The sequence below is a fragment of the Rhizobium sp. AG855 genome (assembly GCF_003610655.1).
In the GTDB taxonomy this organism is placed as follows: domain Bacteria; phylum Pseudomonadota; class Alphaproteobacteria; order Rhizobiales; family Rhizobiaceae; genus Allorhizobium; species Allorhizobium wuzhouense.
In genome coordinates this window covers 911,946-938,373 of the sequence record NZ_RAQG01000003.1, presented here as the reverse complement: position 1 = coordinate 938,373, position 26,428 = coordinate 911,946, and the positions used below count along the sequence as shown (strand labels likewise).

29 protein-coding genes are annotated in these 26,428 nt (G+C 63.3%); 12 read left to right on the top strand and 17 right to left on the bottom strand.

The features are described from left to right. Positions 1-12: 12 nt before the first annotated feature. Together DFO46_RS04550 and DFO46_RS04545 are read right to left on the bottom strand one after the other, a co-directional pair. Complete coding sequence (locus DFO46_RS04550; RefSeq protein WP_120276486.1) at positions 13-972, bottom strand: flagellar hook associated protein; 960 nt, start codon at positions 970-972, stop codon at positions 13-15. A 178-nt stretch (positions 973-1,150) separates the two neighbouring features. Continuing rightward, on the bottom strand, positions 1,151-1,411 hold the full coding sequence (locus DFO46_RS04545) for a hypothetical protein (protein WP_110790930.1): 261 nt from the start codon (positions 1,409-1,411) through the stop codon (positions 1,151-1,153). 138 nt (positions 1,412-1,549) lie between these two features. Here DFO46_RS04545 and hemF point away from each other — a divergent pair, with 138 nt between their 5' ends. Both hemF and DFO46_RS04535 read left to right on the top strand, forming a co-directional pair. After that, positions 1,550-2,464, top strand: coding sequence for an oxygen-dependent coproporphyrinogen oxidase (gene hemF, locus DFO46_RS04540; RefSeq protein ID WP_110790931.1), 915 nt, complete (start codon positions 1,550-1,552; stop codon positions 2,462-2,464). Between the two features lie 171 nt (positions 2,465-2,635). Continuing rightward, positions 2,636-2,911, top strand: coding sequence for a hypothetical protein (locus tag DFO46_RS04535; protein WP_110790932.1), 276 nt, complete (start codon positions 2,636-2,638; stop codon positions 2,909-2,911). 334 nt (positions 2,912-3,245) lie between these two features. Here the strand turns inward: DFO46_RS04535 and DFO46_RS23735 are convergent, their stop codons facing one another. After that, positions 3,246-3,572 (bottom strand): hypothetical protein, encoded by a 327-nt coding sequence (locus DFO46_RS23735; protein WP_147412737.1) that lies wholly within the window; start codon positions 3,570-3,572, stop codon positions 3,246-3,248. Between the two features lie 362 nt (positions 3,573-3,934). Here DFO46_RS23735 and DFO46_RS04525 point away from each other — a divergent pair, with 362 nt between their 5' ends. Beyond that, positions 3,935-4,156: a DUF1059 domain-containing protein gene (locus tag DFO46_RS04525; protein ID WP_120276484.1), complete on the top strand. Its 222-nt coding sequence runs from the start codon at positions 3,935-3,937 to the stop codon at positions 4,154-4,156. A 9-nt stretch (positions 4,157-4,165) separates the two neighbouring features. Here the strand turns inward: DFO46_RS04525 and DFO46_RS04520 are convergent, their stop codons facing one another. The 3 genes from DFO46_RS04520 to DFO46_RS04510 are packed head-to-tail and all read right to left on the bottom strand — an operon-like array spanning position 4,166 to position 6,671. After that, entirely contained in the window at positions 4,166-5,425 is a 1,260-nt protein-coding gene (locus tag DFO46_RS04520; RefSeq protein WP_120276483.1) for a CCA tRNA nucleotidyltransferase, read from the bottom strand. Continuing rightward, positions 5,422-6,051, bottom strand: a complete 630-nt coding sequence (locus DFO46_RS04515) for a CoA pyrophosphatase (protein WP_120276482.1) — start codon at positions 6,049-6,051, stop codon at positions 5,422-5,424. The genes DFO46_RS04520 and DFO46_RS04515 overlap by 4 nt, the downstream gene beginning before the upstream one ends. Further along, entirely contained in the window at positions 6,048-6,671 is a 624-nt protein-coding gene (locus tag DFO46_RS04510; RefSeq protein WP_120278138.1) for a DUF1285 domain-containing protein, read from the bottom strand. The genes DFO46_RS04515 and DFO46_RS04510 overlap by 4 nt, the downstream gene beginning before the upstream one ends. Before the next feature lie 159 nt (positions 6,672-6,830). Between DFO46_RS04510 and DFO46_RS04505 the strand changes: the two genes are divergently transcribed. From DFO46_RS04505 to DFO46_RS04480, 6 genes are read left to right on the top strand one after another with little or no spacing between them, the layout of a single operon-like run. Beyond that, positions 6,831-7,844, top strand: coding sequence for a MoxR family ATPase (locus DFO46_RS04505; RefSeq protein ID WP_120276481.1), 1,014 nt, complete (start codon positions 6,831-6,833; stop codon positions 7,842-7,844). Between the two features lie 16 nt (positions 7,845-7,860). Then, positions 7,861-8,781 (top strand): DUF58 domain-containing protein, encoded by a 921-nt coding sequence (locus DFO46_RS04500; protein WP_120276480.1) that lies wholly within the window; start codon positions 7,861-7,863, stop codon positions 8,779-8,781. After that, a complete protein-coding gene (locus tag DFO46_RS04495) occupies positions 8,778-11,588 on the top strand; it encodes a DUF4159 domain-containing protein (RefSeq protein WP_120276479.1) in 2,811 nt (936 codons plus the stop codon). Before DFO46_RS04500 ends, DFO46_RS04495 begins: the two co-directional genes overlap by 4 nt. A 1-nt stretch (position 11,589) precedes the next feature. After that, positions 11,590-13,659: a hypothetical protein gene (locus DFO46_RS04490; protein ID WP_120276478.1), complete on the top strand. Its 2,070-nt coding sequence runs from the start codon at positions 11,590-11,592 to the stop codon at positions 13,657-13,659. A 51-nt stretch (positions 13,660-13,710) separates the two neighbouring features. Then, positions 13,711-13,908 (top strand): hypothetical protein, encoded by a 198-nt coding sequence (locus tag DFO46_RS04485; RefSeq protein ID WP_110790940.1) that lies wholly within the window; start codon positions 13,711-13,713, stop codon positions 13,906-13,908. A 9-nt stretch (positions 13,909-13,917) separates the two neighbouring features. Beyond that, positions 13,918-14,349, top strand: a complete 432-nt coding sequence (locus DFO46_RS04480; RefSeq protein ID WP_120276477.1) for a type II toxin-antitoxin system VapC family toxin — start codon at positions 13,918-13,920, stop codon at positions 14,347-14,349. A 79-nt stretch (positions 14,350-14,428) separates the two neighbouring features. On the opposite strand, the gene DFO46_RS04475 is transcribed toward DFO46_RS04480, so the two are convergent. Next, positions 14,429-14,728 (bottom strand): antibiotic biosynthesis monooxygenase, encoded by a 300-nt coding sequence (locus DFO46_RS04475; RefSeq protein WP_183041838.1) that lies wholly within the window; start codon positions 14,726-14,728, stop codon positions 14,429-14,431. Between the two features lie 65 nt (positions 14,729-14,793). Further along, the gene (locus DFO46_RS04470; protein ID WP_120278137.1) at positions 14,794-15,792 is read right to left on the bottom strand and encodes an NADP-dependent oxidoreductase; all 999 of its coding nucleotides are present in this window, start codon (positions 15,790-15,792) and stop codon (positions 14,794-14,796) included. 124 nt (positions 15,793-15,916) lie between these two features. Between DFO46_RS04470 and DFO46_RS04465 the strand changes: the two genes are divergently transcribed. Beyond that, complete coding sequence (locus DFO46_RS04465; protein WP_110790943.1) at positions 15,917-16,474, top strand: TetR/AcrR family transcriptional regulator; 558 nt, start codon at positions 15,917-15,919, stop codon at positions 16,472-16,474. A 531-nt stretch (positions 16,475-17,005) separates the two neighbouring features. On the opposite strand, the gene DFO46_RS04460 is transcribed toward DFO46_RS04465, so the two are convergent. Beyond that, the gene (locus DFO46_RS04460) at positions 17,006-17,575 is read right to left on the bottom strand and encodes an N-acetyltransferase (protein ID WP_120276475.1); all 570 of its coding nucleotides are present in this window, start codon (positions 17,573-17,575) and stop codon (positions 17,006-17,008) included. Positions 17,576-17,822: 247 nt separating this feature from the next. On the opposite strand from DFO46_RS04460, the gene DFO46_RS04455 reads away from it, so the two are divergent. Then, entirely contained in the window at positions 17,823-18,806 is a 984-nt protein-coding gene (locus DFO46_RS04455) for a glutathione S-transferase family protein (RefSeq protein WP_120276474.1), read from the top strand. Positions 18,807-18,809: 3 nt separating this feature from the next. Here DFO46_RS04455 and DFO46_RS04450 read toward each other — a convergent pair whose 3' ends face one another. Then, complete coding sequence (locus tag DFO46_RS04450; RefSeq protein WP_245422598.1) at positions 18,810-19,208, bottom strand: NUDIX domain-containing protein; 399 nt, start codon at positions 19,206-19,208, stop codon at positions 18,810-18,812. Between the two features lie 149 nt (positions 19,209-19,357). Here DFO46_RS04450 and DFO46_RS04445 point away from each other — a divergent pair, with 149 nt between their 5' ends. Continuing rightward, entirely contained in the window at positions 19,358-20,269 is a 912-nt protein-coding gene (locus DFO46_RS04445; protein ID WP_120276472.1) for a metallophosphoesterase, read from the top strand. Between the two features lie 3 nt (positions 20,270-20,272). On the opposite strand, the gene DFO46_RS04440 is transcribed toward DFO46_RS04445, so the two are convergent. The 7 genes from DFO46_RS04440 to DFO46_RS04410 all read right to left on the bottom strand — a co-directional run bounded on the left by DFO46_RS04440 (position 20,273) and on the right by DFO46_RS04410 (position 26,336). Then, a complete protein-coding gene (locus tag DFO46_RS04440; RefSeq protein WP_120276471.1) occupies positions 20,273-21,049 on the bottom strand; it encodes an alpha/beta fold hydrolase in 777 nt (258 codons plus the stop codon). A 5-nt stretch (positions 21,050-21,054) separates the two neighbouring features. After that, positions 21,055-22,770, bottom strand: coding sequence for a 2-isopropylmalate synthase (gene leuA, locus DFO46_RS04435; protein WP_120276470.1), 1,716 nt, complete (start codon positions 22,768-22,770; stop codon positions 21,055-21,057). 327 nt (positions 22,771-23,097) lie between these two features. Further along, entirely contained in the window at positions 23,098-23,346 is a 249-nt protein-coding gene (locus DFO46_RS04430; protein ID WP_120276469.1) for a CopG family antitoxin, read from the bottom strand. Beyond that, entirely contained in the window at positions 23,327-23,596 is a 270-nt protein-coding gene (locus DFO46_RS04425; protein WP_120276468.1) for a BrnT family toxin, read from the bottom strand. The genes DFO46_RS04430 and DFO46_RS04425 overlap by 20 nt, the downstream gene beginning before the upstream one ends. A 52-nt stretch (positions 23,597-23,648) precedes the next feature. Further along, the gene (locus tag DFO46_RS04420; protein WP_120276467.1) at positions 23,649-23,873 is read right to left on the bottom strand and encodes a hypothetical protein; all 225 of its coding nucleotides are present in this window, start codon (positions 23,871-23,873) and stop codon (positions 23,649-23,651) included. Then, positions 23,870-25,051 (bottom strand): benzoate/H(+) symporter BenE family transporter, encoded by a 1,182-nt coding sequence (locus DFO46_RS04415; protein WP_120276466.1) that lies wholly within the window; start codon positions 25,049-25,051, stop codon positions 23,870-23,872. The genes DFO46_RS04420 and DFO46_RS04415 overlap by 4 nt, the downstream gene beginning before the upstream one ends. 97 nt (positions 25,052-25,148) lie before the next feature. Continuing rightward, on the bottom strand, positions 25,149-26,336 hold the full coding sequence (locus tag DFO46_RS04410; RefSeq protein WP_120276465.1) for a GGDEF domain-containing protein: 1,188 nt from the start codon (positions 26,334-26,336) through the stop codon (positions 25,149-25,151). Between the last annotated feature and the right edge of the window lie 92 nt (positions 26,337-26,428).

Sequence of the window (26,428 nt, the reverse complement as noted above, 5' to 3'; positions counted from 1 at the left end):
GCCGACTCGCAGTTACAGGTAGATCTTCAACCAGCCTCCCATCGAGGCATTGGCGATGTTGAGGGCCGATCCCTGAAGCTCTGTCCGCGCCTGTTCTGCGGCTCGGCGCGCATCCGCCTCGTCGAGATCGGCACGCACCCGGCTCTCGCTGCTGAGATCGCTCGCCCCGGCCAGCCCTTCGAGAAAATCGCCCTCCCCCGAGATCTGGCTGCGCGCGGCACCCACCTCGGCACTGGCACCCACCATGTCGATCAGCGCCCGGTTGAGCGCCGAGATCATGCCATCGAGTTCGTCCGAGTTTGTTGACGCATCGACCCGGATCTCGCGCGAACGGGCACCGTTCGGGACGGCGGACTGCACATCCATGAGATAATAGTCGTAGGGCACACCGCCCATGCTGATGCCTGCATAGGACCGTGTCAGGATACCGTCGTCGGCATTTTCCTTCGATACGAGCGTGGCCTGGGCGGTGTCCACGTCGATCATGTTGATCGACAGCTCGCCACGCTCACCGCTGGTCAAAGAGGCGATCAGCGAGGCAACCTTCGGCCGCTGGCCGGCCTCGAGCTTGAGCCAGTTCTGGCCGTTGAAGCTGCTGTCATCCACGAGTTCGGCCAGCTTTCCCTTCATCGTACCGATCTCGGCATCGATTGCCGGCCGGTTCGCACCGAGCGCCTTGGCCTGAATCAGTTTTTGCTGGATCCGCGAGACGATGTCCGTGGCCTCCTCGAGGCCTGCCGCCGCAGTGTCGGTGACGGCGGCCGCCACGCCATTGGCCTCCTGGACACTGCCGAGCGAAAGGCTCGAAGCACTGAGCGTCGTCGGGATCGACCAATAGGCGGTATTCTCCCGCGCCGGCGAGCGTGCCTCGGGCGCGGCTGAAGATTGCCGCGTGCGCTCCAGCGCCGCGCGCGAAGCATCGAGCATCGAAACCGAGAGGGCCGAAGTCAGATTGGACCCGACTGCTGTCATGGGAAAACCTTGTGTCGCATTTCATGTCGAACCAGGGCCGGGATCATTCCGGCCGTCTGATGCGCACGATGCCATCAAGATTTTGTCTTTCGCTTACCCGGATTGTTCGAAGTTTAGAGAATGCAGATAAAGAGCGACGGATATTCCGCGTCCGCCCGGTTCCGCCGCGAAAACAGCGTCAGTCGGCACTCGGCAGCCGCCGCATGGTGAACTCGATCTGGTCACCCTCGAGCTGCCGCCAGCTTTCGACCTCGGTCCAGTAGGCCGCCTTGGGAAAGGCATCGAACCATTCGCGCGCCTTGGCCCGGGCTTCTTCTCGGGTCAGGCAGTAGGTTTCGCGCACGAATTGGCTGCTGGCCCGCCCCGAGGTGATCGCCCGGTGGTCCGCAATCCGCTTCTTGAGGCCGTTGAAATCAGGCGGGCTGGGTCTCTTCATCATGAAATCCCTCGCATGGTCCAAGATTAATCCAGACAAAATCACAAGGCGAGTCGATTTTCCGGGAACACCCGATGCCGCATATGGCAGGGACGGCGTCGACCTGATATCTCGGACGGAAAGACTGAAAAGGGGGAGCGCATGCAGCGACCGGATCTGCCAAAGGAACTGCCCGACGACATTGAGGGCAAGAAGCTGACCGCCCGCAGCTGGTTCGAAAGCCTGCGGGACACGATCTGCGCCTCCTTCGAGACCTTGGAAGACGAGTTGGAAGGGCCCCTGTCGGACCGCGAGCCGGGCCGCTTCACCGCCAAGGATTGGCTCCGCGAAGACGGCAAGGGCGGCGGTGGCCGCATGTCGATGATGGAAGGCCGCGTCTTCGAGAAGGTCGGCGTCCACACCTCCACTGTGCACGGCGAATTCTCCCCCGAATTCCGCAAGCAGATGCCCGGCGCAGACGAGGATCCGCGCTTCTGGGCCTCCGGCATTTCGCTGATCGCCCACCCGGTCAATCCCAATGTCCCGACCGTTCACATGAACACCCGCATGGTGGTCACCACCAGCCAGTGGTTTGGCGGCGGCGCCGACCTCACCCCCGTGCTCGACCGCCGTCGCACCCAGGATGATGCCGATACCCGCCTCTTCCACCGCTCCATGGAGATCACCTGCCAGCGGCATCCTGATGTCGCCGATTATGCAGCCTACAAGCAGTGGTGCGACGAATACTTCTTCCTGCCCCATCGCAACGAGCCGCGCGGCATCGGCGGCATCTTCTTCGACTGGCTGTATCCACAGCCGGACAAGGGTGGATGGGATGCCAATTTCGCCTTCGTCCAGGATGTCGGCCGCGCCTTCAACCTCGTCTATCCGAAGATCGTCCGGAGCAATTTCAACAATCCCTGGACGGAGCAGGATCGCGACGAACAGCTGGTCCGAAGAGGCCGTTACGTCGAGTTCAACCTGCTCTACGACCGCGGCACGATCTTCGGTCTGAAGACCGGCGGCAACGTCGAATCAATCCTGTCTTCGCTCCCTCCGGTGGTCCGCTACCCCTGACGCCGGGCGTTACCGCTGACATCTGCACGCTCACGTGAACTCACGAAAAAGAATGGTCTAGGATTCCCGACGGTTATCGAAAACCGCGGAAATCCTTGACGGTTTTCATTGCGTTCGCCGAAACGCTTGCCCATGCTGCAGCCTCACGCAATGTGGAGGAGGAGAGTTGCCATGAACCCGTCCGTCGTAGTGACCAGTCCCCGTGTGAGTGAACCAGCAGACCGCGCGATCGAGGCGCCCGAACTGATCGATCGACTGGCGGAAAAGCTGCGTGCGTCGAGTGATGTCGACCTGCCGCATTCCTATTTCGTCGAACAGGTGAGACTGGGCCTGGCAGGGGCAGATCTCACCGACCATGCCGCCGCCAACGCCATCGAGACCGGTGCCCATCGCGGCAAGCTGGCGGCCACCCAGTCCGTTTTCAACGCCTGGGCCAGACCCGACTGAACCATTCCAGATCCACCGCGCATCCACCCTCGCCCGCAGCCCCCTGCGGGCGCTTTTTTTGGCGTCGATAGGCGAGCAAGGCCGCATAAGAGCGCGCGGAATAAAGACGCAACCATAGGTGATAGAGAGATTTCGAGCTAGGCTGATCGTCGGCAAAGGAGCAGATCCGATCCGGTGAGGTGCCGTCTTGAAGATAACCCACTGCGCAGTCGACTATGACATTTCTCACCTTTCAGCCCGCCTGCTGCGACTGGGAGCATGGACTGGTGAAAACGGCTCTTTGTTGGAAGCGGAAGTCGAGATCCGGTATGCAAATCATTGCTACACGACACTGTCAGAAACCGCTCCCGCATCCGGTGTCTGGAGCACACGAGAGCGCAACGTATTTCGCGTATTCAACGTCGAGCGACACGCCCTGTCCGTCCATCTTCCTGACATAATCGAAACACTTGTCGCGCGTCCGAACCTTCAGGTTCAAAGGGTGTCCGGCCGACACAACTTCAAGATATTCCAGGTTGGGCTCGAGGGTCTGAAGCGCGGCGAGAAATACTTTGTTTTCTTCAAGCTGGAACGAAGCAACCGCGTCGGCCTGGGCGGCGTCCATCAGGTGCGTCTTTCCGTCGAAAGCGCCTACCCCCGCGACAAACTTGTAGCCGGCCAATGGCGACCGCCCTTTGGAAAGGCCATTGAAGAGATCTTGGGCCTAAGACGCGAAAAGCTGGAATAGCGACGCCATTCCAGCTCTCGTAAAACCCGGCGCAACCAAGGCCGAAGCCCCACAGCCCTAAGCAAGTGCTCGATCATTCAATCGAGGGTATCGCCACCATTTCCGGGGCAAAGCCCAGCGAAGCCGATCTGTGACGACAGACAAAAGATGGTCCCAAATACCGTAAAAGTCAAGGAGAGCACGGCGCCACCACTATCCAGCGTCCTTATGCAGACATCGTGTTGTGAGACCCCTGACCGAACAATTTCTCTGCCCCGACGTTCGGCCTTCATCGTGCAACGAAGGAGGAACCCATCATGAAAACGTTCGAATGTGGAACTCTGGTGCCCGGCTGCGACTGGCATACCCGTGCCGAGGAGGAGGCGGAAGTGGTGCGGCGCGCGGTCGAACACCTGCGCACAACCCATGGCGAGGAGATCATTCGGCCCGCCATGGTCGAGAACATCAAGAGCCGCATCCGCGACCGCCAGTCGGTCCAAACCGGACGACAGCAGCCCCAGACGGGGGACACTGTCTAAAACGCCGCTCTATTTCGCGGCGAGATCGGCGATCCGCGCCAGAAGCCGCTCCCGGTCGAGCGTGAAGTTCGACGCGATCCAGCCTTCTTCCAGCGTGCCGAGGATCTGCCCGATCTTCGGCCCGGCGGGAATGCCTGCGGCCAGAACATCGCTTCCTTTGACCGGCAGCACGGGCCGCTCGAAACACTCGGCGCGCTTCAGCAGTGAAGACAGCCGCGCGCTGCGCGCCATGGCCTTGGCATCGCCGCCCTCCGCCTGGCCGCGCACAGAGGCAAGCTCCAGTTTCAGCACACCGACGATCCCCTCCTTGCCGTAGCGATAAAGGTCGCGGTCGAAGGCAACGTCGGTCACCGTTTCCTGCGGCTTCGGCGCCCGCGCGAAACGGTCAAGCGCGATCGCCTCTGCATTGGAGAGCTTCAGCCGCTCGGCAAGCCCGACCAGACGCGCCGGATCCTTCGGCGTGATCGCCGAGAGCCTGAGCAGCGCATCGGGTGCCCAGCCCAGCGCCTGTTCGGTCGCGATCAGACCGGGGATCGCATCGATGCCCCATTTTTCCGTTTCCGGCAGCACTTCGGTGAGAACGCCGGACTGCCGCATCCACAAAAGCGCCCGGCCCGGATCGGGTGCTGCGAGCAGTTTCTTCATCTCGCTCCACACTCGTTCGGCCGACAGGGTGTGCAGCTGTGTCCGCGCCCGCGCGCAGGCCTTCAGGCCGGCCACATCCGGACGCCCCCGACCATAATGGGCAAAGAAGCGGAAGAAGCGCAGAACCCGTAGATAATCTTCGGCAATCCGCTGCTCGGCATCGCCAATGAAACGGACCGTGCGCGTTTCGATATCGCCAAGTCCACCGACCAGATCGACCACCTCGCCGTCGAGACCGACATAAAGCGCATTGATGGTCAGATCCCGCCGCTCGGCATCTTCCTGCCAGCCGGCACCGAAGGCGACTTCGGCATGACGCCCATCGGTCGCCACGTCCCGACGAAGCGTCGTGACCTCATAGCCCTGGCCATCGACGACAAGCGTCACCGTGCCATGCTCGATGCCGGTGGGCACCGCCTTGATCTGCTTGGCCGCCGCCCGCCCGATCACCTCTGCCGGCAACAGCGTTGTGGCGAGATCGATATCGCCGACGGCAAGCCCCAGGAGGCTGTTGCGCACCGCACCGCCGACCACCCGCGTTTCCGCTCCGCCGCCGTTCAACAGCGTCATCAGACGCGTGAGGCCGGGCGCCTGGAACCAGGCCTGATCGGACAGATTGGTCATGCATAGAGCCTTTCGTAAAGTGTCCGGATGATCCCGGCTGTAATGCCCCAGATGTGCCGTTCGCGATAGGGCATGACGTAGAAATGTCGCACCGCGCCTTGCCAGACGCGGCTGTCCTGGCGATGGTTGTCGGGGTTCATCAGAAAGGAAAGAGGCACCTCGAACACGCTTTCCACCTCGTCCGGATTGGGCGTGATGACAAAACCCGGCTGCACCACCGCCAGCACCGGCTGGATGCGAAACCCGGTTCCTGCCAGATATTGCGGCAACCGCCCGACCGTCTCGACGAAACGCCGGTCAAGTCCGATCTCTTCCTCCGCCTCGCGCAGCGCGGCTTCTTCCGGCGACAGATCCGCCTCGTCGATCCCGCCGCCCGGAAAGGCGATCTGGCCGGCATGTTTGCGCAGCTTGTCGGTGCGCTTCGTCAGGATCACCCGCGCCTCGTCGGCATCGTCGATCACTGCAACCAACACCGCTGCATCCCGCAAGTTCAACTGCTCGATCTCGAGAATGCTGTCGCGATTGAGCACATGATCGCCATGCTCGCGCCAGGCCTGGTCGAGCGGCGCCACCTGCTCCAGCGCCCTCCGGCGAAAATCCTCAGCGGTAAACACGGCCTCGCTCATCGGGACAGGCGTTCCAGTTCGTCGGCGGGCATCACGGGAAAGACGGCACCACCGGAGACAATGCAGAACATCGCCTCACCCTCCACCTCGCGCACGTCACCGCGTTCGACCAGATCATACATCACCGCCCGCGACACCAGCGCCTCCAGCCGCCCCCGCACATGCAGGTAGGGCTTCAGCTCATGGTTCTCGCCGACGATGGAAAAGCGCAAGCCATGCTCCGGCCCAGCCTCCACCACATCGCCGACATTGGTCCGAAACGTCAGCACCGTTTGCCCGTCGCGCTCGCTGACACTCATCTCCACGGCGACGAAAGGCGCGTCCTCGACCCGGATCCCGACCTTTTCCACAGGTGTTACGAGATAGGTTTTGCCGTCCTCGTCCTTGCGCAAGACCGTCGAAAACAGCCGCACCAGAGGCGCCCGGCCGATCGGCGTGCCCATGTAGAACCAGGTGCCGTCAGCACGGATTTCCATGTCGAGATCGCCACAGAATGGCGGTTCCCAGCGCTCGACGGGCGGAAGTCCGGGCTTTCCGCCCTCTGTCTGCGCTGCCGCACGGGAAATCAGGGCGGCAAGGTCCGCCGCATCCGTGGTCGCCTTCAGGGTGTCGTCTGCCATGTTTGCGTCCCGGTTTTGTCTCTCTGCCATCACAGTCACGAGATAGTCATTCGAGGCGCGCTTGTCAGCCGGCATGTCGCCAATAAGTTAGTTTGATAGGATGCACCTCGCGCGCCTGTTCGATTCGCCGAACCCGGCCACATCAATTTGGAGCAGACCATGGGCATGATGCCGAATCCGGATGTCGCATTGGATGAGAAGGCAATCGTTGAGCAAGCCGAAAAGGCGCTCGCCGATATCGCCGCCATCCGCGCCGAAGTGGCGAAAGTGATCTTCGGCCAGGAAAAGGTCGTCGAAAACACCCTGCTCGCCATCCTCTCCGGCGGCCATGCACTGCTCGTCGGTGTGCCCGGCCTCGCCAAGACCAAGCTGGTCACCACGCTCGGCACGGTACTCGGCCTCGATGCCAACCGCATCCAGTTCACCCCAGACCTGATGCCGTCGGACATCCTCGGCACCGAAGTCATGGACCAGGACGAAACCGGCCGCCGCTCCTTCCGCTTCGTCAAGGGACCCGTCTTTGCCCAGCTCCTGATGGCCGACGAAATCAACCGCGCCAGCCCCCGCACCCAGTCGGCGCTTCTGCAGTCGATGCAGGAATATCACGTCACGATCGCCGGCCAGCCCTATCAGCTGCCTGCCCCCTTCCACGTGCTCGCGACCCAGAACCCGCTTGAGCAGGAGGGCACCTATCCGCTGCCCGAAGCCCAGCTCGACCGCTTCCTGCTGCAGGTCGACGTGCTCTATCCGGAGCTCGCCGCCGAACGGCAGATCCTGCTGGAGACGACAGGTGTGCGCGATAACCGCGCCAATGCCGTGATCACAAGCGAGCGCCTCGTCGAGATCCAGAAACTGATCCGCCAGATGCCGGTCTCAGACACGGTGGTCGACGCCATCCTCTCGCTCGTCCGCTCCGCCCGCCCCGGCCATGGCAATGCCGCCACCGACAAGAACGTCGCCTGGGGCCCAGGTCCCCGCGCCGGCCAGGCCTTGATGCTCTGCGCCCGCGCCCGTGCCCTTTATGAAGGTCGCCTCGCACCGTCGATCGACGACGTGCATGCGCTCGCAGAACCCGTGCTCGAACACCGCATGGCACTCACATTCGCCGCCCGCGCCGAAGGCATGACCGTGCGCGACGTCATTGCAGGCCTCGTTTCCAACCTGCGCAGCTGAGGAAGGCTCCCACCGCGTGGCATCGATCGGCCAGATCGTCGAACAGACCCCCGGAAGCGAAGTGCTGCAGCGCGCCCGCCAGCGCGCCGTGCTCGTGCCCGACTGCATGGTTGAAGCCAAGCGCATCGCCAACACCGTGATTGCCGGCTGGCATGGTCGCCGCAAACGCGGCATCGGCGAAAACTTCTGGCAGTTTCGCCCCTATGCCGATGGCGAGAGTTTCGCCCGCATCGACTGGCGCCGCTCGGCCCGCGACGACCACATGTATATCCGCGACCGCGAATGGGAGGCTGCCCACACGGTCTGGCTCTGGGCCGACATGTCACCTTCCATGATGTACAAGTCGACGCTGGCAAGCGTTTCCAAGGAAAGCCGTGCGCTCGTCCTGATGCTGGCGCTTGCCGAAATCCTTGCCCGCTCGGGCGAACGCATCGGCTGCCCCGGCATCATGGAACCCGTCTCCGCCCGAAACGCCGCCGAACGCCTCGCCGCCGCCATCATGCATGCGCCGCTGACCTCAGGCCTTCCCGACACCCGCATGATCCGGGGTGCCAGCGATATCGTCTTGATCGGCGACTTCCTCGACGATGCCGACCGCGTCATGGACCGCATCACGCCGCTCGCCAGACGCGGGCTGCGCGGCCATGTCGTCGAGATTGCCGATCCCGCCGAGGAAACCTTCCCCTATACCGGGCGGACCGAATTCACCGATCCCGAAACCGGCGAAAAACTCACCTCCGGCCGCGCCGAGACGCTGCGCGACGACTACCGCCGTGCCTATCTCGCCCGCCGCGACAGCCTGTCCGACCAGCTCCGCCGCATGGGCTGGAGTTTTACCCATCACCGCACCGACCGCCTCGCCTCCGAAGCCCTCGTCGCCGTCCATATGCACCTCTCGGGCATGACACCGGCCGTCAGCCGGAGTGCAGGGCTATGATGGGACTTCCACTCGCCTTCGGCGCCCCCGCCATCCTCGGCGCATTGCTCGCATTGCCGCTGATCTGGTGGCTGCTGAAGCTCACCCCGCCGCGCCCGAAATACGAGGTCTTCCCGCCGCTGCGCATCCTTGCCGGCGTCTTGAAGCGCGAGGAAACTCCGTCGAAAAGCCCCTGGTGGCTGACGCTGCTGCGCATGCTGATGGCCGCCATCGTCATCTTCGCGCTCGCCGATCCCGTGCTCAACCCGCGCAATGCCACACTCTCGGGCGATGGCCCTCTGCTGCTGGTCGTCGACAACAGCTGGGCCACCGTCGGCGACTGGGATCGCCGCGTCGAAACCGCAACCACACTGATCGGTGACGCCGCCGACCGCAGCCTGCCCGTCGCCATCCTCTTCACCGCCGATCAGGCGCAGGATGCCACGCCCGGCACACCCGCCGTCGCCCTCGAAAAGCTCGCCGCCGCATCCCCGCACCCGCTGCGCCCCGACCGCACCCGCACCCTCGAGGCGCTGCGCACCAGTTTCGCCAGCGAACGCCCCGGCACGCTCGCCTATATCGCCGATGGCATCGCCCGCGATCCCGACGACGCCTTCCTCGCCAATCTCGCCACCCTCTCGCCCGCCGAATTCCGCCTGATCGAAAACAACGGCCCGACCGCCATCGCCATCACCGGCGCCAACAACGGCTCGGATGCGTTGAGCGTCACCCTTTCCCGCCTCAACGCCACCAAAGCCCGCCAGGTCATCGTCGAGGCCCAGGACCGCCAGGGCCGCGTCATCGCCTCCGGCACCGCCGATTTCGCCGCAGGAGCCACGGAAGCCACCGGCCAGATCGCCGCCCCCTTCGAGCTGCGCAATGATTTCGCCCGCCTGTCGATCACGGGCGTCGCCTCCGCCGGCGCCACATACCTGCTCGATGACGGCTTCCGCCGCCGCAAAGTGGCCCTCGTCTCCGGTGACAGCGGCGATGGTTTCCAGCCGCTGCTCTCGCCGCTCTACTACATCGAGCGCGCGCTGGGTCCCTATGCCGATGTCGTCAAGCCCGGCCAGACCGACCTCGCCGTCGCCATCCCCGAAATCCTCAAGCAGAACCCGTCTGCCCTGGTGCTCGCCGATGTCGGCCGCCTGCCGGCCGATGTCTATGCGCCCCTGCAGGCCTGGATCGAGCGCGGTGGCACCTTGATCCGCTTTGCCGGCCCGCGTCTCGCCGCCGCCGCCGCCGATGATCCGCTGGTGCCGGTCATGCTGCGTCAGGGCGAACGCGCGCTTGGCGGCGCCCTCTCCTGGGCAGAACCCCAGCCGCTCGCCGATTTCCCGACCTTCGGCCCCTTTGCCGGCATGCCGAAGCCGCAAGGCATCCTCGTCAAGCGCCAGGTGCTCGCCGAACCAAGCCCGGATCTTGCCGCCCGCACCTGGGCGAGCTTGGCCGACGGCACGCCGCTCGTCACCGTCCAGGAAAAACGCGCCGGCCGCGTCGTACTCTTCCATGTCAGCGCCGAGGCCACCTGGTCGGATCTGCCAATCTCGGGCACCTTCGTCGAAATGCTCCGCCGCATCGTACAACTGACCCGCGTCGGTGCCGCCCAGACAGACACCGCCCAGTCGACAGCGCCCGCGCTTCCGCCCTTCCGCCTGCTCACCGAACGCGGCGCACTCACCGCCGAGGCCCGCACCGCCCGCCCGCTCTCGCTCGGTCCCGACCGGCCGCAAGCCGCCACCTTCGACAACCCGCCCGGCCTTTACGGCACCGAAGACGGCTTTGCCGCCCTGAACCTCCTGCCATCAGGCGCAGAACTCCGGCCCCTCGCCAGCCCCGCAGGCCTCGTGATCGCCCGCGAGCCGATGGCCGGCACCGCCGCCGTCCCGCTGAAGCCCGGCTTGCTCTCGACCGCCTTCCTGCTGCTCGTGCTCGACAGCCTGATCGTGCTCTTCATGGGCGGCGCCTTCGCCCGCCTGCCGAAGCGCGCGGCAACGGCCGCCGTCATGGCGCTCGCCTTCGGCCTCGCCGCCGGCATGCCGTCAGGCCAGACCTTCGCCTCGGATGCCAAACCCGGCGACGAGCAGATCCTGGAGCGCCTCGACAACACCCATCTCGCCTATGTCGTGACCGGCGAACAGGACGTCGACAGACTGTCCGAGCAAGGCCTGCAGGGCCTCACCGACTTCCTCACCTATCGCACGACGCTGGAACCCGCCCCGCCCGTCGGCGTCGACATCACCAAGGACGACCTGTCCTTCTACCCGATCATCTTCTGGCCGATCTCGGCCACGGCCCCCATGCCATCAGCCGCCGCCATCAGCCGCATCGACGCCTATATGCGCGCCGGCGGCACCGTGCTCTTCGACACCCGCGACCAGATTTCGACGCTCGGCAATGACAGCGGTCCGTCCGCCAATGGTGAACGCCTGCAGGCGATCCTCGCCAATATCGACATCCCGCCGCTGGAACCCGTGCCCTCCGACCATGTGCTGACCCGCTCCTTCTATCTGCTGCAGGGTTTCCCCGGCCGTTATGAGGGAAGCCCGCTCTGGGTCGAGGCCCGCCAGGAAGCGCAATCGAGCAACAGCGGCGTCGCCTCATCCGGCGACGGCGTCACCCCGATCATGATCACCGGCAACGATCTGCTCGGCGCCTGGGCGGTCGATGCGAATGGCGCAAGCGTGCTGCCCGTCGTCCCCGCCGACGAGATGCAACGCGAAATGTCCTTCCGCTCCGGCGTCAACATCATGATGTATATGCTGACCGGCAACTACAAGGCCGACCAGGTGCATGTCCCCGCTCTCCTCGAACGGTTGGGCCAGTGACATGACGCTCGAATTCGCCCCCTTCATCCCCTGGCTCGCCATCGCCATTCTCGCCGTGCTCGCCACGCTTCTCGCAACCCTCGGCTTCCTGCGCGGCCTGCGCGGCACCGCCATCCGCTTCACCGCCTCGCTTGCCGTGCTCGCAGCCCTCGCCAACCCGCTGCTCCTCCAGGAAGAGCGCGATCCCTTGACGACAGTCGTGCCCGTCATCGTTGACCGCAGCCAGAGCCAGCAGATCGCCGGCCGCGCCGCCCAGACGGATGAGGCCCTTGCGGGCCTGCGTGAACGCCTCGCCCGTTTCCCCAATCTCGAACCCCGCATCGTCGAAGTCACCGATCCCGGCGACAGCGACGCGCCCTCGACCAAACTCTTCGAAGCCCTGCAGACCGCAACCGCCGATGTCCCGCCGGCCCGTGTCGGCGGCGCCATCTTCGTGACCGACGGCCAGGTCCACGACCTGCCGCCGGACACCCAGCCGCTGCCCTTCTCGGCCCCCATCCACGCGCTGATCACCGGCAAGGCTGGCGAATTCGACCGCCGCATCGAGATCCTGCGCGCGCCGCGCTTCGGCATCGTCGATGAAGAACAGGAGCTCACCTTCCGCGTCTTCGACGACGGCGAACCGTCAAACCAGCCGGCCGATGTCTCGGTCAAGATGAATGGCGAGGATTTGGGCACCGTCTCGGCCCTGCCCGGAGCCGAAACTTCCTACGCCTTCAAGGTCCCGCGCGGCGGCAACAACGTGCTGGAATTTTCCGTTGCCGGAACGCCGGGCGAAGTCACCGACGTCAACAACCGCGCCATCCACCTGATCGAAGGCATCCGCCAGAACCTGCGCGTGCTGCTCGTCTCGGGCGAACCCCATGCCGGCGAACGCGCCTGGCGCAACCTGCTGAAATCAGACGCCTCCGTCGACCTCGTCCACTTCACCATCCTGCGCCCGCCGGAAAAGCAGGACGGCACGCCGATCAACGAACTGTCGCTGATCGCCTTCCCGACCCGCGAACTCTTCGTCGAAAAGATCAACGATTTCGACCTGATCATCTTCGACCGCTACCAGCATCGCGGCGTGCTGCCGATCCTCTATTACGACTACATCGCCGAATATGTGAAGAACGGCGGCGCCCTCCTGATCGCCGCCGGCCCCGAACATGCGAGCCAGGATTCGATCGCACTGACCCCGCTCGAATCCGTCCTGCCGGCCGCCCCGACCGGTGAGGTGCACCAGGCGGGCTTCTATCCGCGCCTCTCCGAACAGGGCAAACGCCACCCGGTCACCCGGGGCCTCGATGGCTCCAATGTCGAACCGCCGCAATGGGGCCGCTGGTTCCGCAGCGTCGATGTCGGCGACGCCGCTGGCGAAACCGTGATGACGGCCGACGAAGGCCGCCCACTTCTGGTCCTCAACCGCGCCGAACAGGGCCGCGTCGCCATGCTGCTCTCCGACCAGGGCTGGCTCTGGGCCCGCGGCTTCGAAGGCGGCGGCCCGCATGTCTCGCTCTATCGCCGCATCGCCCACTGGCTGATGAAGGAACCGGAACTCGAGGAAGAGGCTCTCCGCGCCCGCGCGCAAGGCCGCACGCTCGAAGTCACCCGCCAGACCATCGGCGACGCCCCCGGCCCCGCGACGATCACCACGCCCTCGGGCGAAACCATCACGCTTGATCTCTCGGGGATCCAGCCCGGCCTCTATCGCGGCGAACGCCGCATGACCGAAACCGGCCTCTTCACCGTCGCCAATGGCGATTTCTCCACCCTCGTCCATGTCGGCGCCGTCGACGCCCCCGAATTCCGCGCCATGGTCTCGACAACCGAGACGCTCGCCCCGATCAGCGCGGAATCGAAAGGCCTCACCACCCGCCTCGACGACGGCGACCAATCGATCCGCATCCCCGACATCCTGCCGGTGCGCGGCGAAGTCCGCGTCGCCGACGACCGCCGCATGCTGATCCGGCTGACTGACGAAACGGTATTGAAGGGCGTGAATACGCTGCCGCTGTTTGCGGGTTTCGCGGGGTTGGGGATTCTGCTGCTGGCAGTGTCTGCGATGTGGTGGCGTGAGGGGCGGTAGTAGAGAGAGATCGGTCTAGCATTGTGCCGAATTTCACGCTATGGTGGCACCATGACCAAAGCCGATCTCAAGCAAGAACCGACGGGGAAATGGATGCTGCGCGATCCGCGCACCGGTCATTACATTGAGTTGCGCGGCGCGAACTCAATGAAGCCATCGGATCTGCCCTTGCAGAAGGGGCTCGATCTGACCAAACCGATAGCAGCCCAGGCGCTCAGTAGCGGTCAGGCAAAAAACAAAACGCGCTAGAGAACTTTGATGGCCGGAGCGCTTCTCGATACACATGCGCTCTACTGGTTGATCACAGCAGCAAGTTCGATGTCGCAGGAAGCGCTGATCGTGATTGCTGAAAGCCAAGTATCACAGCGACTTTTTGTATCTCCCATCAGCGCTTGGGAATTGTCGCTCGCATCTATGAAGCCAGCCCACAGAGACCCCGTCATCTTTGGTAACAAGTCCCCCTCTCGCTGGTTCTCTTTGGCAACGACTGCGACCGGTGCACGCGTAGCACCGATCTATCAGAAGATTGCATGCGAAGCGGCGACAGTCGTTGTCGACACTGGCCACAAAGACCCAGGCGATTGTTATCTGATCGCGACAAGCCGTGTAAAAAAGATGCCGCTGGTTACACGGGACCGGACACTCATCCAGCTCGCATCCGACGGCTATTTGGAAGTCGTTCAGTGCTGACGGGGCAGCTGCTTCCAGGTTCTGCAGGTCTTCGCATCCTGCTGCCGCCGACATCCCCCGGTGGCGCCAGCGGCGGTAGTCAGCCCCCCAGCGCCCTTTCGTTCTGGGCATCGAACACCGAAAGGTTGCCGCGCATTCTGCCACCCCAAACCGTCATGAAAGACATAACCTCAGTCCGCTGGAGATGTGCCGTCAGGGACGCCTGGTCTCTCCACCGCTCCGAGACCGCGAGGCGTCCCCCTACTGCATCCACAGCCGTGACCACATAGAAGAGACAACCACTGTCCGGAAGGATCAGCGGGTTGATTGTGCGGATGTCACGTTCGAATGCCGTCACATCGGACGGGTCGATCTGGATCTCACCTTGAATGATGATCATGTTTGCTCTCGTTTCTGCTGAAGAATGCCACGGGGCTATGAGCAGCCCCATGGCCGGCGGATATCTCATTCAACGGTGAGGACGATCTTGCCCTGGATATGCCCCCGTGCGGCGCGCTCATGGGCTTCCCGAACCGCAGCAAGCGGATACTGGCTATCGATCACCACCCGGATCGATCCGTCATTCAACAGAGGCGCGATCTCAGCCAGCTGCGCACCGCTGGAGCGCACCTGTAAGGTGGAGACCGTGATGCCGAGCCTCGCTGCCTCATCGGCACCGGAAAAGCCGAGCGGATAGACCGGAAACAGGGCAGCGCCAGGTTTCAGACAGGGCAGAAATCGACCCGTCGTCGGTCCACCCACCGTGTCCAGGACCAGATCGAGATCCCGGGCGACCGTCTCAGGAGCCATCTGGGTATAGTCGATGAAGGCGTCTGCGCCGAGGTCACGCAGCAACTGTTCGTGCCGGCCCGAGGCCACGGCCGTCACATGGGCACCCTTCAGTTTTGCAATCTGGACCGCGAGATGACCGACGCCACCGGCCGCCCCGTTGACCAACACGGACCTGGCCTCCAGCGGGACGGGCCGATGGCGATCTGACTGCAGCGGGTTCGGTGCCTCATGGCCGACATCCACCAGGAACTGCCAGGCCGTCAGCAACGACATCGGCGCGGCCGCCGCCTCCGGATGGTCGATCCCCTTCGGCTTCAGGGCAAGCTCTGACGCCGGAACGGAGACATATTCCGCATAGGCCTGGCTTTCCCCGACACTGAAGAAGCGCACCATGGCATAGACCTCGTCTCCGACCGCAAACCGGTCGACGCCCTCCCCCAGAGCCTCGATCGTGCCGGAGATATCGGTCCCGAGGATCAGCGGGAAGTCGACTTTCGGCTGCCATTCTGGCGGCAAGGACTTGTAGCCATCGCGGAGATACCAGTCGGGCGGATTGATGCCGATGGCATGGACGCGAACGAGCACCTCGCCGGCCTTGATCACGGGCATGGGGGCGTCCTCATATACCAGCACCTCGGGGCCTCCGAAGGCGTGAATGCGGACGGCTTTCATGGTCTTCATGACAGTCTCTTTCTTGTTGCGGACAGCCATGCTATCCGATTTGGAGCACCGCCCCGCATTAAGTGGAGCGCTGCCCCGAATAAACGGAGCGCCGCTCCATTTGTCAAGGCGTGCCATGCGATCCGACGCAAAAAAGAACTATGAGCATATCCTGTCCGTCGCCCGCAGCCTTCTGACCGGTGGCGGCGCCGAGACCTCGCTGCGCGACATCGCGCGCAAGGCAGGCGTCGGCGACGGCACGCTTCACCGCCATTTTCCAACGCGTGACGCCCTGTTGGATGCCCTGCTCCGGCAGACCTTTGATGCGCTGAGCGAGCGGGCGGCAGAGCTGGAGAAGGAAGAGGATGCCGCAGGCGCCCTGCTCGCCTGGGTCAAGGAGACGGTGGCTGCAACCCGCGACTACAGCGGCGTCATTGCCCCGATGGTGAACGCCATCTCCGACGAGAACTCGGCGCTGCACACCTCATGCGTCGCCTTGCGCGCGGGCGGCACGCGCCTTCTCGTCCACGCCCAGTCCAAGGGCATGGCGCGCACGGACATGGACGGCGACGACCTCTTCGCCCTGATCAGCGCTCTCGCCTGGCTCGCGGAACAGCCTCCCCTGGTGCCACGGTCCGGGCACCTGTTCGACATCATCGCCGATGCGATCCTGCCCGGACGACAGAACGGATAAGGAGTGCTGCAGCCGACCTCGGCGCGGAAAGACTGCGGCGTCGAATACACGCCACTACAACCGTGAAACCATTTTGCAGCGAACATCGGGAACCTGCCCCACGACATCGTGGCTGCGGCACGCCAGATCTGCGTGATGCCCCCCTCAGGCTCACCAACACCCTGCCCGAAACCGCCCATGATGCCATCCGCGGCGGCATGACGGCCCACAACGCCCCCCCAGCTGCGTCTGACCGACCGGAAACAGATCCGCATCCCGATCCCAGCGGATGGAGGCAGCATGGATGGTGGCATCCTCGGCTATACCGGTCGCGACTGGTTTTATGTGGCCCCCTCGTCCCCGAGCGCCTGTGCGGTCAGGATGTGAAGCTCGCGATTGCCTCAGAGCCTATATCGGCACGATCAACCCGGCCGCCCGCCGCTCCGATGAACGGGCAGAATACAGCTTATTCAGCCGCATTGAGGACATCAAAAAGGGTCCCGATATGTTCTGATTGATCAAGCACTTCGGGCAAGGCCCTTAGTTAAACTGTTAGGCCGAAGCATAGGCCTTGTTGGGCGCGATATCGTCTATCGCCGGGACATCCACCTCAACCGCCTTGCAATCCCGCCAGGCAATGACGCCCTTTAGCCGGTCATGCAGGTCGTCAGCCAGCGGCACCACCAGCACACGGTTCGGATCGACGGGACCGGGGAAGTCGAGCGCCTTATACGCCACCTTATCGAAGCCGAGCGGCATGTAATACGGCGGGTCGCCGATCAGGATCACGCCTTCCGAGCCCTTGCGCCGGGCCGCCTCGATGGCGATCCGCACCAGTTCCCGGCCAATGCCCCGGTTCTTGTGCGAGGGCCTGACGGCGAGCGGCCCCAGCAGATGCCCCTTCACAGCCCCGGCCATCACAGGCGTCATGCGCACAGAGGCAATCGTCTCGCCATTGTCGGCACAGATGAAGGAGAGCGACCGGTCATGCGGCCCCTGCTCGCGAATGCGGGCAGCCGCACGCGTATGCCGGCCGGGACCAAACGCTTCTTCGTTGATGAGGTCGATGACAGCGTCGTGCGACGCATCCTCGGTGAGGTAGATAAGCCCAAAGTTTTTCATGGATGACCGAAACCAGCAGACAGACAGCAATATGGGTTCACGCGCCTTGCGGCGTTCATGAGCATCAGCGTCGTCGTGGGTTCCGTGAAAGGGTCATCTGAGGCTTTCTTTGTCAGTTTTTTCCCGATAGCAGCAAAATTTCCGCGCGTCCAACGGAAAACGCACTGTTCATCGCATCGCCCCTCGCAATCGCGACGGGGTGACGTATCTTCCCCGGCAAGTGAGAAACGGAAAAAGGGAGCATGCCATGGGCAGGCTGGTAGACGGCGTCTGGCAGGACGTCTGGTACGATACGAAATCGACCTCGGGCCATTTCAAGCGGGCGGATTCGAGCTTCCGCAACTGGGTCACAGTAGACGGCACGCCGGGTCCCTCCGGCAAGGGCGGCTTCAAGGCCGAGGCCGGCCGCTACCATCTCTATGTCTCCTATGCCTGTCCCTGGGCCCACCGCACCTTGATCTTCCGCGCCCTGAAAGGCCTCGAAGACCTGATCTCCGTCTCGGTCGTCGATCCCCTGATGCTGTCGAATGGCTGGGAATTCCACGAGCGCGACGGCGCCACAGGCGATCATCTCTTCGGCTCGGATTTCCTCTGGCAGGTCTACGTGAAAGCCGACCCGACCTTCTCCGGCCGCGTCACCGTGCCGGTCCTCTGGGACAAACAGCAGGGCACGATCGTCTCGAACGAATCGTCCGAGATCATCCGCATGTTCAACGCGGCCTTCGATCACCTGACCGGCTCGACGCTCGACATGCATCCGCAAGATCTCCATGCCGAGATCGACACGATCAACACCCGCATCTACGACACGGTTAACAACGGCGTCTACAAGGCCGGCTTTGCCACCACCCAGGAAGCTTATGAAAGCGCCGTCTATCCGCTGTTCGAGACGCTCGACTGGCTGGAAGAACGCCTGACCAACCAGCGCTATCTCTTCGGCAACCGGGTCACCGAAGCCGACTGGCGCCTCTTCACCACGCTTGTCCGCTTCGACCCCGTCTATGTCGGCCACTTCAAATGCAACATCCGCAGCATCGCCGATTATCCGGCGCTATCAGCCTATCTGCGCGACCTCTATCAGACGGAAGGCGTCGCCGAGACCGTCGTGATGCGCCACATCAAGCATCACTATTACCGAAGCCACACCATGATCAATCCGACCGGCGTCGTGCCGGTGGGACCGGAACTCGACCTGATGGTCCCGCACGGCCGCGAAGGGCTCGGGGCCTGACCCTTACCAGTGATGCGACATCGCCGCTGCGCCGCTGAGTTCGGCGAGGCGGCGACGCGTCGCCTCGGTCGTGCCATCGGGCAGCGACGCCGGATCGAAGAACCCGCAGTCTGCAATCTCCCGATCGGCGCCACGCGGCGCCGTCTGCACCACATCGACCCGGTAGAGCAGGACATGATCGCGCCCGCTGATCCGGCCGTTGAAATAGACCTGGAAGAGTCTGGGGGCACCGGTCATCTCCAGATTGCCCTCTTCGCGCAATTCCTTGGCGAGTGCTGCAAACCCCGTCTCGCCGCGCTCCACGCCACCACCCGGCAAATGCCAGCCCGGCACATAGGTGTGGCGCACGAGAAAAACCCGGCCCTCGGCATCGAAACAGGCGGCCCTGACGCCAAGCGTCATGCCCCGGCTGAAGGCGAAATAGACATGCAGCAGCCGGACAAGGAACCTCTTCGGCCATCCCAGCCTTTCATCACTGGGCGTGTCCGCCCCGTTCCCGGCTGGTGTCATTTCCCTTGCCCCTCCCTGTCCGCGCCGTTATGAGAAGCGCCATGTTCAAGCTCGCGCATATATCCGATGTCCACCTCGGCCCATTGCCGAACCTGACGATCCGGGAACTCGCCTCCAAGCGCATCACGGGCTATGTGAACTGGCATCGCAACCGTCGCAAGCATCTTTTCCCCAATGCACTGGAAATGGTCCTCGCCAGCATTCGCGAAGCCAACCCAGATCACCTCGCCATCACCGGCGACCTCGTCAACCTTGCCTCGAAGCTCGAAATCCGTCTCGTCGCCGAATGGCTGAAGCTCGCCGGCACGCCCCTCGATACCTCGGTCGTTCCGGGCAATCACGACGCCTATGTGCCGGGCGCCCATGACCGCGTGGTCCAGGCCTGGTATGACTACATGCGCGGCGACGACGATCCGCTGATCTTCCAGGACAGCCACAAGCTCTTTCCCTATATCCGCCGCCGGGGGCCAGTCGCCATCATCGGCTGTTCCACCTCGATCGCCACCCCGCCCTTCTCCGCGCAAGGCTATTTCAGCGGCAGACAAGCCCGCGAGACGGCAGGCCTGTTGAAGGCCGCCGGCGAGGAAGGCCTGTTTCGCGTGGTGATGATCCATCACCCGCCGATCCGGGGGGCCGCCGCCCAGCATAAGCGCATGATCGGCATCCGTCGCTTTGCCGCCGCCATTCGCACCGGTGGCGCCGAACTCGTGCTGCACGGCCACACGCATCTCAACACGCTCTACTGGCTGGCAGACCGCGAAAAACACATCCCCGTCGTCGGCATCGCCTCGGCAAGCCAGGGCCCCGGCGCCAAGAAACCTGCCGCTGGCTACAACCTTTTCTCCATCGAGGGCGAGGCAGGCAACTGGCAACTCGACTGGCAGCGCTTCAAGATCGAAAGCGAAGATGCGCCGCTGAAGCTTGACCACAGCGAGCGGCTGATGGGCCTCTGAGGCTCAATCTGCCGCCATCGCGGATGAAAGAGCGGAAGCCACCGCATCCGGTGCCCCGTCCATCAGCATATGCCCTACGCCTTCGATCAGCATCACGTCGGCACCCGGCCAGATGGCCTTGGCTTGCGTGACCGGCAGGATCGGATCCTTCGTTCCCCACAACAGCCGCGTCGGAACGCCAAGCGCCTCGAAAGCCGAAAGCGGCAGCGTCCCCTGCCCTGTCAGCCCGTCGGTCTCCACAAGGAAGGAATTCAGGATCTCCATAAGCCGGTCCGTGGCTCCGGGAAGACGCCGAGCATCGGCAAGCCGATCGAGGCTCGTCACACCAGACATGCTGCCCGGAGCCAACAGCGCAGCCAGAGCCAGTGCCAGGTCGCTGGTCTCAACCGCCAAACCATAGCGCCGCAGCGCCTCATGATGGATTTCGGGCCCGAAACCGCCCGGCGCCAGCAGCGTCAGCGAGCGCACCCGGTCGGCGGCACGCAGCGCAATCAGGCTCGCAATCGCACCACCCATCGAATGCCCGCAGAGATGAAAGCTGGAAACCCCGCGCCGATCGAGATCCGCGAGAACAACCTTGGCCATCACACCGGCATGCCCGATACCCTCGGCACCGAGCGACTGCCCGTGACCCGGCAGATCATACACGACCAGCGGGATATCGGGGCCGAGCCGAGAGACGACCGGCGCCCACAGCGCCCCGATCCCACCGAAGCCATGCAGCAGCACGAGCGGTGCCTTCGCCGAGGCCACATGTCGAACCTCGGCGAAGAGCGTCATGTTGTTTAGGCCTTGGCCTGCGTCTCAAGCACGCGGTTTGCGGCCGAGACGATCGCCTCCAGAGAGGCCGTCACGATATTGGTGTTGATGCCTGCGCCGAACAGCTTGCCGCCGGCATGCGCCATCTCGACATAGGCAATGGCTGCCGCATTCGAGCCATGCTGCAACGAATGCTCGGAATAGTCCTGCACCGAGAGATCGATCCCGAGATAGGTCGACAGCGCATTGACAAAGCCGTCGATCGGCCCAGTCCCCTTGCCCTCGATCCGCTTCGTCTCACCCTTGTCGGTGATCTCGGCGGCAACGACCCGGATGCCCTTCTGATCAGTGCCAGCCGGATAGGTGTGGTGATCGACAAACTTGATCCGCGCCCGCGGCTGCTCGACATAACGTTCGATGAAGCGCTCGTAGATCTTCTTCGACGGCAGTTCCTTGCCATCCTCGTCGGTGATCCGCTGGATGTCCTCGCGGAACTCCACCTGCAGGGCGCGCGGCAGGTTGATGCCGTAATCTTCCTGCAGGATATAGGCGATGCCGCCCTTGCCCGACTGCGAATTGATCCGGATGATCGCCTCATAGGTACGGCCGACGTCCTGCGGATCGATCGGCAGATAGGGCACTTCCCAGAGCGGATGATTGGCGGTCTTGATCGCCTTCATGCCCTTGTTGATTGCATCCTGGTGTGAGCCGGAGAAGGCCGTATAGACCAGCTCGCCGACATACGGATGACGCTCGGGAATGACCATCTCGTTGGAATATTCATAGACCGCCTTGATCCGCTCGATGTCGGAGCAGTCCAGCTGCGGGTCGACACCCTGCGTATACATGTTGAGCGCCAGCGTCACGACATCGACATTGCCGGTGCGCTCGCCATTGCCGAACAGCGTGCCTTCAACGCGGTCGGCGCCGGCCATCAGGCCGAGTTCCGTCGCGGCAATGCCGGTGCCCCGGTCATTATGCGGATGCAGCGAGATGATGACATTTTCGCGTTGGTCGATATTGCGGCACATCCATTCGATCTGGTCGGCATAGATGTTCGGCGTCGCCATTTCGACGGTCGAGGGCAAATTCAGGATCAGCTTATTGTCCGCCGTCGGCTTCACTTCGGCGATGACGGCATTGCAGATCTCCAGCGCCACCTCGAGCTCGGTGCCGGTAAAACTCTCCGGCGAATATTCGAAGCGATAGCCGCCGCCAGCTTTCGCCGCCATGTCCATGATCATCTTCGCCGCGTCGACCGCAATCTGCTTGATGCCGGCGACATCCTTGCCGAACACCACGCGGCGCTGCAGCTCGGAGGTCGAGTTGTAGAAATGAATGATCGGCTTGTGTGCGCCCTGCAGCGCCTCGAAGGTCCGCGTGATCAGCTCCGGCCGGCACTGCACCAAGACCTGCAGCGAGACATCATTGGGAACACCGCCCTCTTCCACGCACCAGCGGGCAAAGTCGAAATCGGTCTGCGAGGCCGAGGGGAAGCCGATCTCGATTTCCTTGAAACCCATGTCCAGCAAGAGCTGGAACATCCGCGCCTTGCGGTCATGGCCCATCGGGTTGACCAGTGACTGATTGCCATCGCGCAGATCGACGGAACACCAGATCGGCGCCTTGTCGATCACCTTGGACGGCCAGGTGCGGTCGGCAATGGCGATCTGCGGATAAGGGCGGTACTTCTCAGAAGCGTCCGGCATGCCCTGCTTCACGGTATGGGTCTTCAAAATCATCGTCTTCGTCTCTTCTCGTCCTCGTCGGCGTGACCGGCTGATAGCAAATCAGCTTGCGTTTGACACGTCCGAACGATCCCTTGTCAGGGAATTGCTGATATCGATGTGGGAGTTTTCGAGGAGCAATCGCCAAACGGCTGACCCGGCCGCCGGGCGCTCCTCAATGGACCCGGCAACCGCGGATAAGGCCGAGAAGAAGAAGCGAGTTTGGCACCGACGCGACGAAGCCGGCCGCAGCGCGGGCCGTCATCTCAGTCGCAGCAATGGAGGTGCCGTTGGTCTTCATGGGATCAGGAATAGCGCGACGAAATGAATCGCGCAAGGGTGTTATTCGGCAGCGGATGAACGTGCCGCATCCAGCTTTTCGCGCAACCACTCTTCAAGCAGGGAATCAACGGATACACCAAGTTCCTTTGCCTGACGCTCCAGCAGGAGCTTCGTTCCTCGCGTCACGGTCACAGTCAGTTCAGCCGGCTCGAGGTTGGGACGGGTGGCGGTGCTCCAATCGATATATTCGCTGATATCCTCACCGTCGTCGAACTTCCGGTCGAATTCTTCAGCGCTGATTATCTTCATAGCGACGCCTCTCTTGAATTCTCGCTCGGCGCACAGAAATAATCCGCACGCGTTCGTCCCGCAGAACATAAACACCTGTCCATAAAACGCCAGCGATCCTGCCTACGCGGATTCGCCGCGCTTCCGCCGGATGTCCCGCATCCGCATCGACGCCAAAGAGATCATACCACAACTCCTGCGCCGCCACGAAATCGATTCCGTGCTTCGCCTTGTTCGCCTCACTTTTGGCCGGATCGAATTCGAACTCCATGCCCTCAACCTAGCGCAACCCATGCGATTGCACCAGGCAAGACACACGTCTCTCAGCGTCGTCCGAACTGCGCAATGATGGATGCGGCGAGGAGACCGATTGCCACCACGCCCCAGACCATCCCGCCCTCGGTGACATTGCTGCCGTCGGACGTGACACAGCTCGACTGCGCTGCCGCGATACAGTCCCGCCAGATCCAGTAGCGCATGTAGAACACATAACCGAACAGGCTGGCCGCCAGCCCAAAAACGATTGCTTTGATGCGGGGCCGCCTCAAGCGCGGCTTCTCGCAATCTTCACCAGCCCCAGCATCGCCACCCCCGCAATCAGCCCCCAGAATGCCCCTGAGATCCCGAGAATGGAAATCCCCGACGCCGTCACAAGGAACGTCACCGCCGCCGCCTCCCGCGTCTCCGGCACCTGGAACGCTGCAACCGAGGACCCCGAAAACGCCCCGATCAGCGCCAGACCCGCCACCGACTGGATGAGAACAGGCGGCGCCAGCGACACGAAACCGGTGACCGCACCGGCGGCAAGCCCCAGAAGCACATAGCCGATGCCGGCAATGATCGCCGCCCAATAGCGCCGCTTCGGATCGGGATGCGCATCCTCGCCCGCACACATCGCCGCCGTGATCGCCGCAAGATTGACCGCATGCCCGCCGAACGGCGCCAACAATGCCGAAAACACGCCGGTCACGGCAAACATCGGCCCCGGATTCGGCTCATATTTGTTGACCTTGAGGATCGCGATCCCGGGAATGTTCTGCGAGGCCATGGTGACGATGAACAGCGGCAGCGCAATCGACACCAGCGCGGGCAGCGTGAACGCCGGCCGCACCAGTTCCACCGGCGGTGCGAGCGAGGCTGCCCAACTGGCCATGGCCCCCTCCGGAAGTTCGACACCAAGGACGATGACCACGACAAAGGCCAGAAGGGCCGCAGGCACCGCGTAAAGCCGCTTGAAGGCCGACACCACCGCCCAGACGACGAGAATCGGCAGTCCCAAGGTCGCATCGAAGGCCACCGCCTTGAACGGCGCAAAACACAGGCTGAGAATAACGCCGGCCAGCATGGCATTGGCGATGGGCGCAGGGATTGCCGCCACAGCGCGGCCAAACGGGCGGATCAGCCCGGCAAGCACGATCAGCGCCGCGCAGACCAGAAACGCCCCGACCGCTGCCGGAAAGCCGCCCACTGGAACACCCGCCGTCGCCATCAGCGCCGCCCCCGGTGTCGACCACGCGACCGAGACCGGCAGTTTCGTCCAGGCACTGAGCACGATCCCGCAGATCCCCATTGCAACGGACAGCGCCATCAGCCCGGACGCCGCCTCGTAATCGGTTGCCCCAACACCCTTCAGCCCCTGCAAGACGACGGCAAAGGAACTGGCAAAACCGACAAAGGCGACGAGCACGCCCATGAAGGCGGCCTGGGGAGACAAATCTTTCAGCATAACGGGCTCGCGAAACGGAGTTTGATGGTGAAGGCCAATCAAATTCCGAAGACGCTGACAAGGTCCAGAGGCCGCGAAAGCGTCCTCTCGTGCAGCTTTAAAGGGAACTCGCCGGCTGGTCGAAGCGCTCCGTCTCGCCAGGCGTCGTCAGCTGTGTGTTGGCCCCAGCCAGCACCACCCGATTGCGCCCGCCTCTCTTGGCCGCATAAAGCGCAGCATCGGCCCGGCCCATCAGTTTTGTCATGGTCTTTGCCACCGGCGCCACCGCAACGCCGGCACTCAGTGTCACCGGGATCACCTCGCCGTCATGGGAAATCGCGAGCGAAGCAACGGTCGCGCGCAACTGCTCGACCGTTTCGATTGCGCGTGCGACACCGACATCCGGCAGAAACAGGCCGAACTCCTCGCCGCCCATACGCGCGAAAATCGCCGTCTCCCCGAGCGAGCGCATCATGGCCTGCGCCACTCCCGTCAAAACCTGGTCCCCGGCCACGTGCCCATAGCGGTCGTTGACCTGCTTGAAGTGGTCGATATCGATGATGACATAGGCACTTCCCGGCTGCACCTGCTGCGGCAGCCGGTCCATCATCCAGTGCCGGTTGTGGATCCCGGTCAGGCTGTCGGTCTCTGTCAGCGCTATCAATCGACGCTCGGACCGTTCCTGCACCAGGATCAGCACAAACATCGCAATGGCGAACTGGCAGAGGATCAGAAGCAGGAAAGTGGCCGCCGGCGTCACAGGCATCAGATCAGGTCTGGCGATCACCACAATGGTGGTCAAGGCGATGATCGCCTTGCAGACGAAGGCTCCGGCAAGCCCCCATCGGGTCTGCAACCGCTCGCCCCTCTTGTCACGGAGCACCATCCAGACGGCTGCCAGCGCAAACATCGCCATGACAGAGAGGAAAACCGCCGAACGTTCGACATTGTCGAGGTAGAAATCCGACACGAACGCCCAGGTCGTCAGCACAATCGGAACCACGAACGCGAACCAGTTGCGACCGGCAGGACGCTCCTCGATCAGGTTGATCAGCCCCACATAGATCAGGGAATAGGATACCGGTCCGCTGACGAAGCTCCAGAACGTCCAGGTGCGGTAGTCGATGACATCTTCAAGCCCGGCGCCGGCCAGAAGCGAGCCGCCGCCCAGCACGAGGAAACCCAGAGACATCTTGCCGAGCCCGCGAATATGCAGGGACCGCGAGCGCACCAGCAGGAAACACAGCGCGCCGACAGCCAGTGACAGCGGATGCAGTGTCAGAATCGTCGCGAGGTCGAGATGCATGAGATGTCCAGGAGAGTAGCGTTAGGCAACGATTACCAGCGGAAGCTTGCATATTGCTAAATAAGACGCCTTTTTTATGCATGGCTGGACTC

Coding starts and splice junctions, on each gene's coding strand:
- DFO46_RS04455 (WP_120276474.1), top strand. CDS start 17,823: ATGGGCAGGCTGGTAGACGGCGTCTGGCAGGACGTCTGGTACGATACG.
- DFO46_RS04550 (WP_120276486.1), bottom strand. CDS start 972: ATGACAGCAGTCGGGTCCAATCTGACTTCGGCCCTCTCGGTTTCGATG.
- DFO46_RS04515 (WP_120276482.1), bottom strand. CDS start 6,051: ATGAGCGAGGCCGTGTTTACCGCTGAGGATTTTCGCCGGAGGGCGCTG.
- DFO46_RS04415 (WP_120276466.1), bottom strand. CDS start 25,051: ATGCTGAAAGATTTGTCTCCCCAGGCCGCCTTCATGGGCGTGCTCGTC.
- DFO46_RS04430 (WP_120276469.1), bottom strand. CDS start 23,346: ATGAAGATAATCAGCGCTGAAGAATTCGACCGGAAGTTCGACGACGGT.
- DFO46_RS04470 (WP_120278137.1), bottom strand. CDS start 15,792: ATGAAAGCCGTCCGCATTCACGCCTTCGGAGGCCCCGAGGTGCTGGTA.
- DFO46_RS04475 (WP_183041838.1), bottom strand. CDS start 14,728: ATGATCATCATTCAAGGTGAGATCCAGATCGACCCGTCCGATGTGACG.
- DFO46_RS04425 (WP_120276468.1), bottom strand. CDS start 23,596: ATGGAGTTCGAATTCGATCCGGCCAAAAGTGAGGCGAACAAGGCGAAG.
- DFO46_RS04485 (WP_110790940.1), top strand. CDS start 13,711: ATGACCAAAGCCGATCTCAAGCAAGAACCGACGGGGAAATGGATGCTG.
- DFO46_RS04535 (WP_110790932.1), top strand. CDS start 2,636: ATGAACCCGTCCGTCGTAGTGACCAGTCCCCGTGTGAGTGAACCAGCA.
- DFO46_RS04410 (WP_120276465.1), bottom strand. CDS start 26,336: ATGCATCTCGACCTCGCGACGATTCTGACACTGCATCCGCTGTCACTG.
- hemF (WP_110790931.1), top strand. CDS start 1,550: ATGCAGCGACCGGATCTGCCAAAGGAACTGCCCGACGACATTGAGGGC.
- DFO46_RS04445 (WP_120276472.1), top strand. CDS start 19,358: ATGTTCAAGCTCGCGCATATATCCGATGTCCACCTCGGCCCATTGCCG.
- DFO46_RS04465 (WP_110790943.1), top strand. CDS start 15,917: ATGCGATCCGACGCAAAAAAGAACTATGAGCATATCCTGTCCGTCGCC.
- DFO46_RS04510 (WP_120278138.1), bottom strand. CDS start 6,671: ATGGCAGACGACACCCTGAAGGCGACCACGGATGCGGCGGACCTTGCC.
- DFO46_RS04495 (WP_120276479.1), top strand. CDS start 8,778: ATGATGGGACTTCCACTCGCCTTCGGCGCCCCCGCCATCCTCGGCGCA.
- DFO46_RS04460 (WP_120276475.1), bottom strand. CDS start 17,575: ATGAAAAACTTTGGGCTTATCTACCTCACCGAGGATGCGTCGCACGAC.
- DFO46_RS04505 (WP_120276481.1), top strand. CDS start 6,831: ATGGGCATGATGCCGAATCCGGATGTCGCATTGGATGAGAAGGCAATC.
- DFO46_RS04525 (WP_120276484.1), top strand. CDS start 3,935: ATGAAAACGTTCGAATGTGGAACTCTGGTGCCCGGCTGCGACTGGCAT.
- DFO46_RS04490 (WP_120276478.1), top strand. CDS start 11,590: ATGACGCTCGAATTCGCCCCCTTCATCCCCTGGCTCGCCATCGCCATT.
- DFO46_RS04440 (WP_120276471.1), bottom strand. CDS start 21,049: ATGACGCTCTTCGCCGAGGTTCGACATGTGGCCTCGGCGAAGGCACCG.
- DFO46_RS04480 (WP_120276477.1), top strand. CDS start 13,918: ATGGCCGGAGCGCTTCTCGATACACATGCGCTCTACTGGTTGATCACA.
- leuA (WP_120276470.1), bottom strand. CDS start 22,770: ATGATTTTGAAGACCCATACCGTGAAGCAGGGCATGCCGGACGCTTCT.
- DFO46_RS04450 (WP_245422598.1), bottom strand. CDS start 19,208: ATGACGCTTGGCGTCAGGGCCGCCTGTTTCGATGCCGAGGGCCGGGTT.
- DFO46_RS04545 (WP_110790930.1), bottom strand. CDS start 1,411: ATGATGAAGAGACCCAGCCCGCCTGATTTCAACGGCCTCAAGAAGCGG.
- DFO46_RS04520 (WP_120276483.1), bottom strand. CDS start 5,425: ATGACCAATCTGTCCGATCAGGCCTGGTTCCAGGCGCCCGGCCTCACG.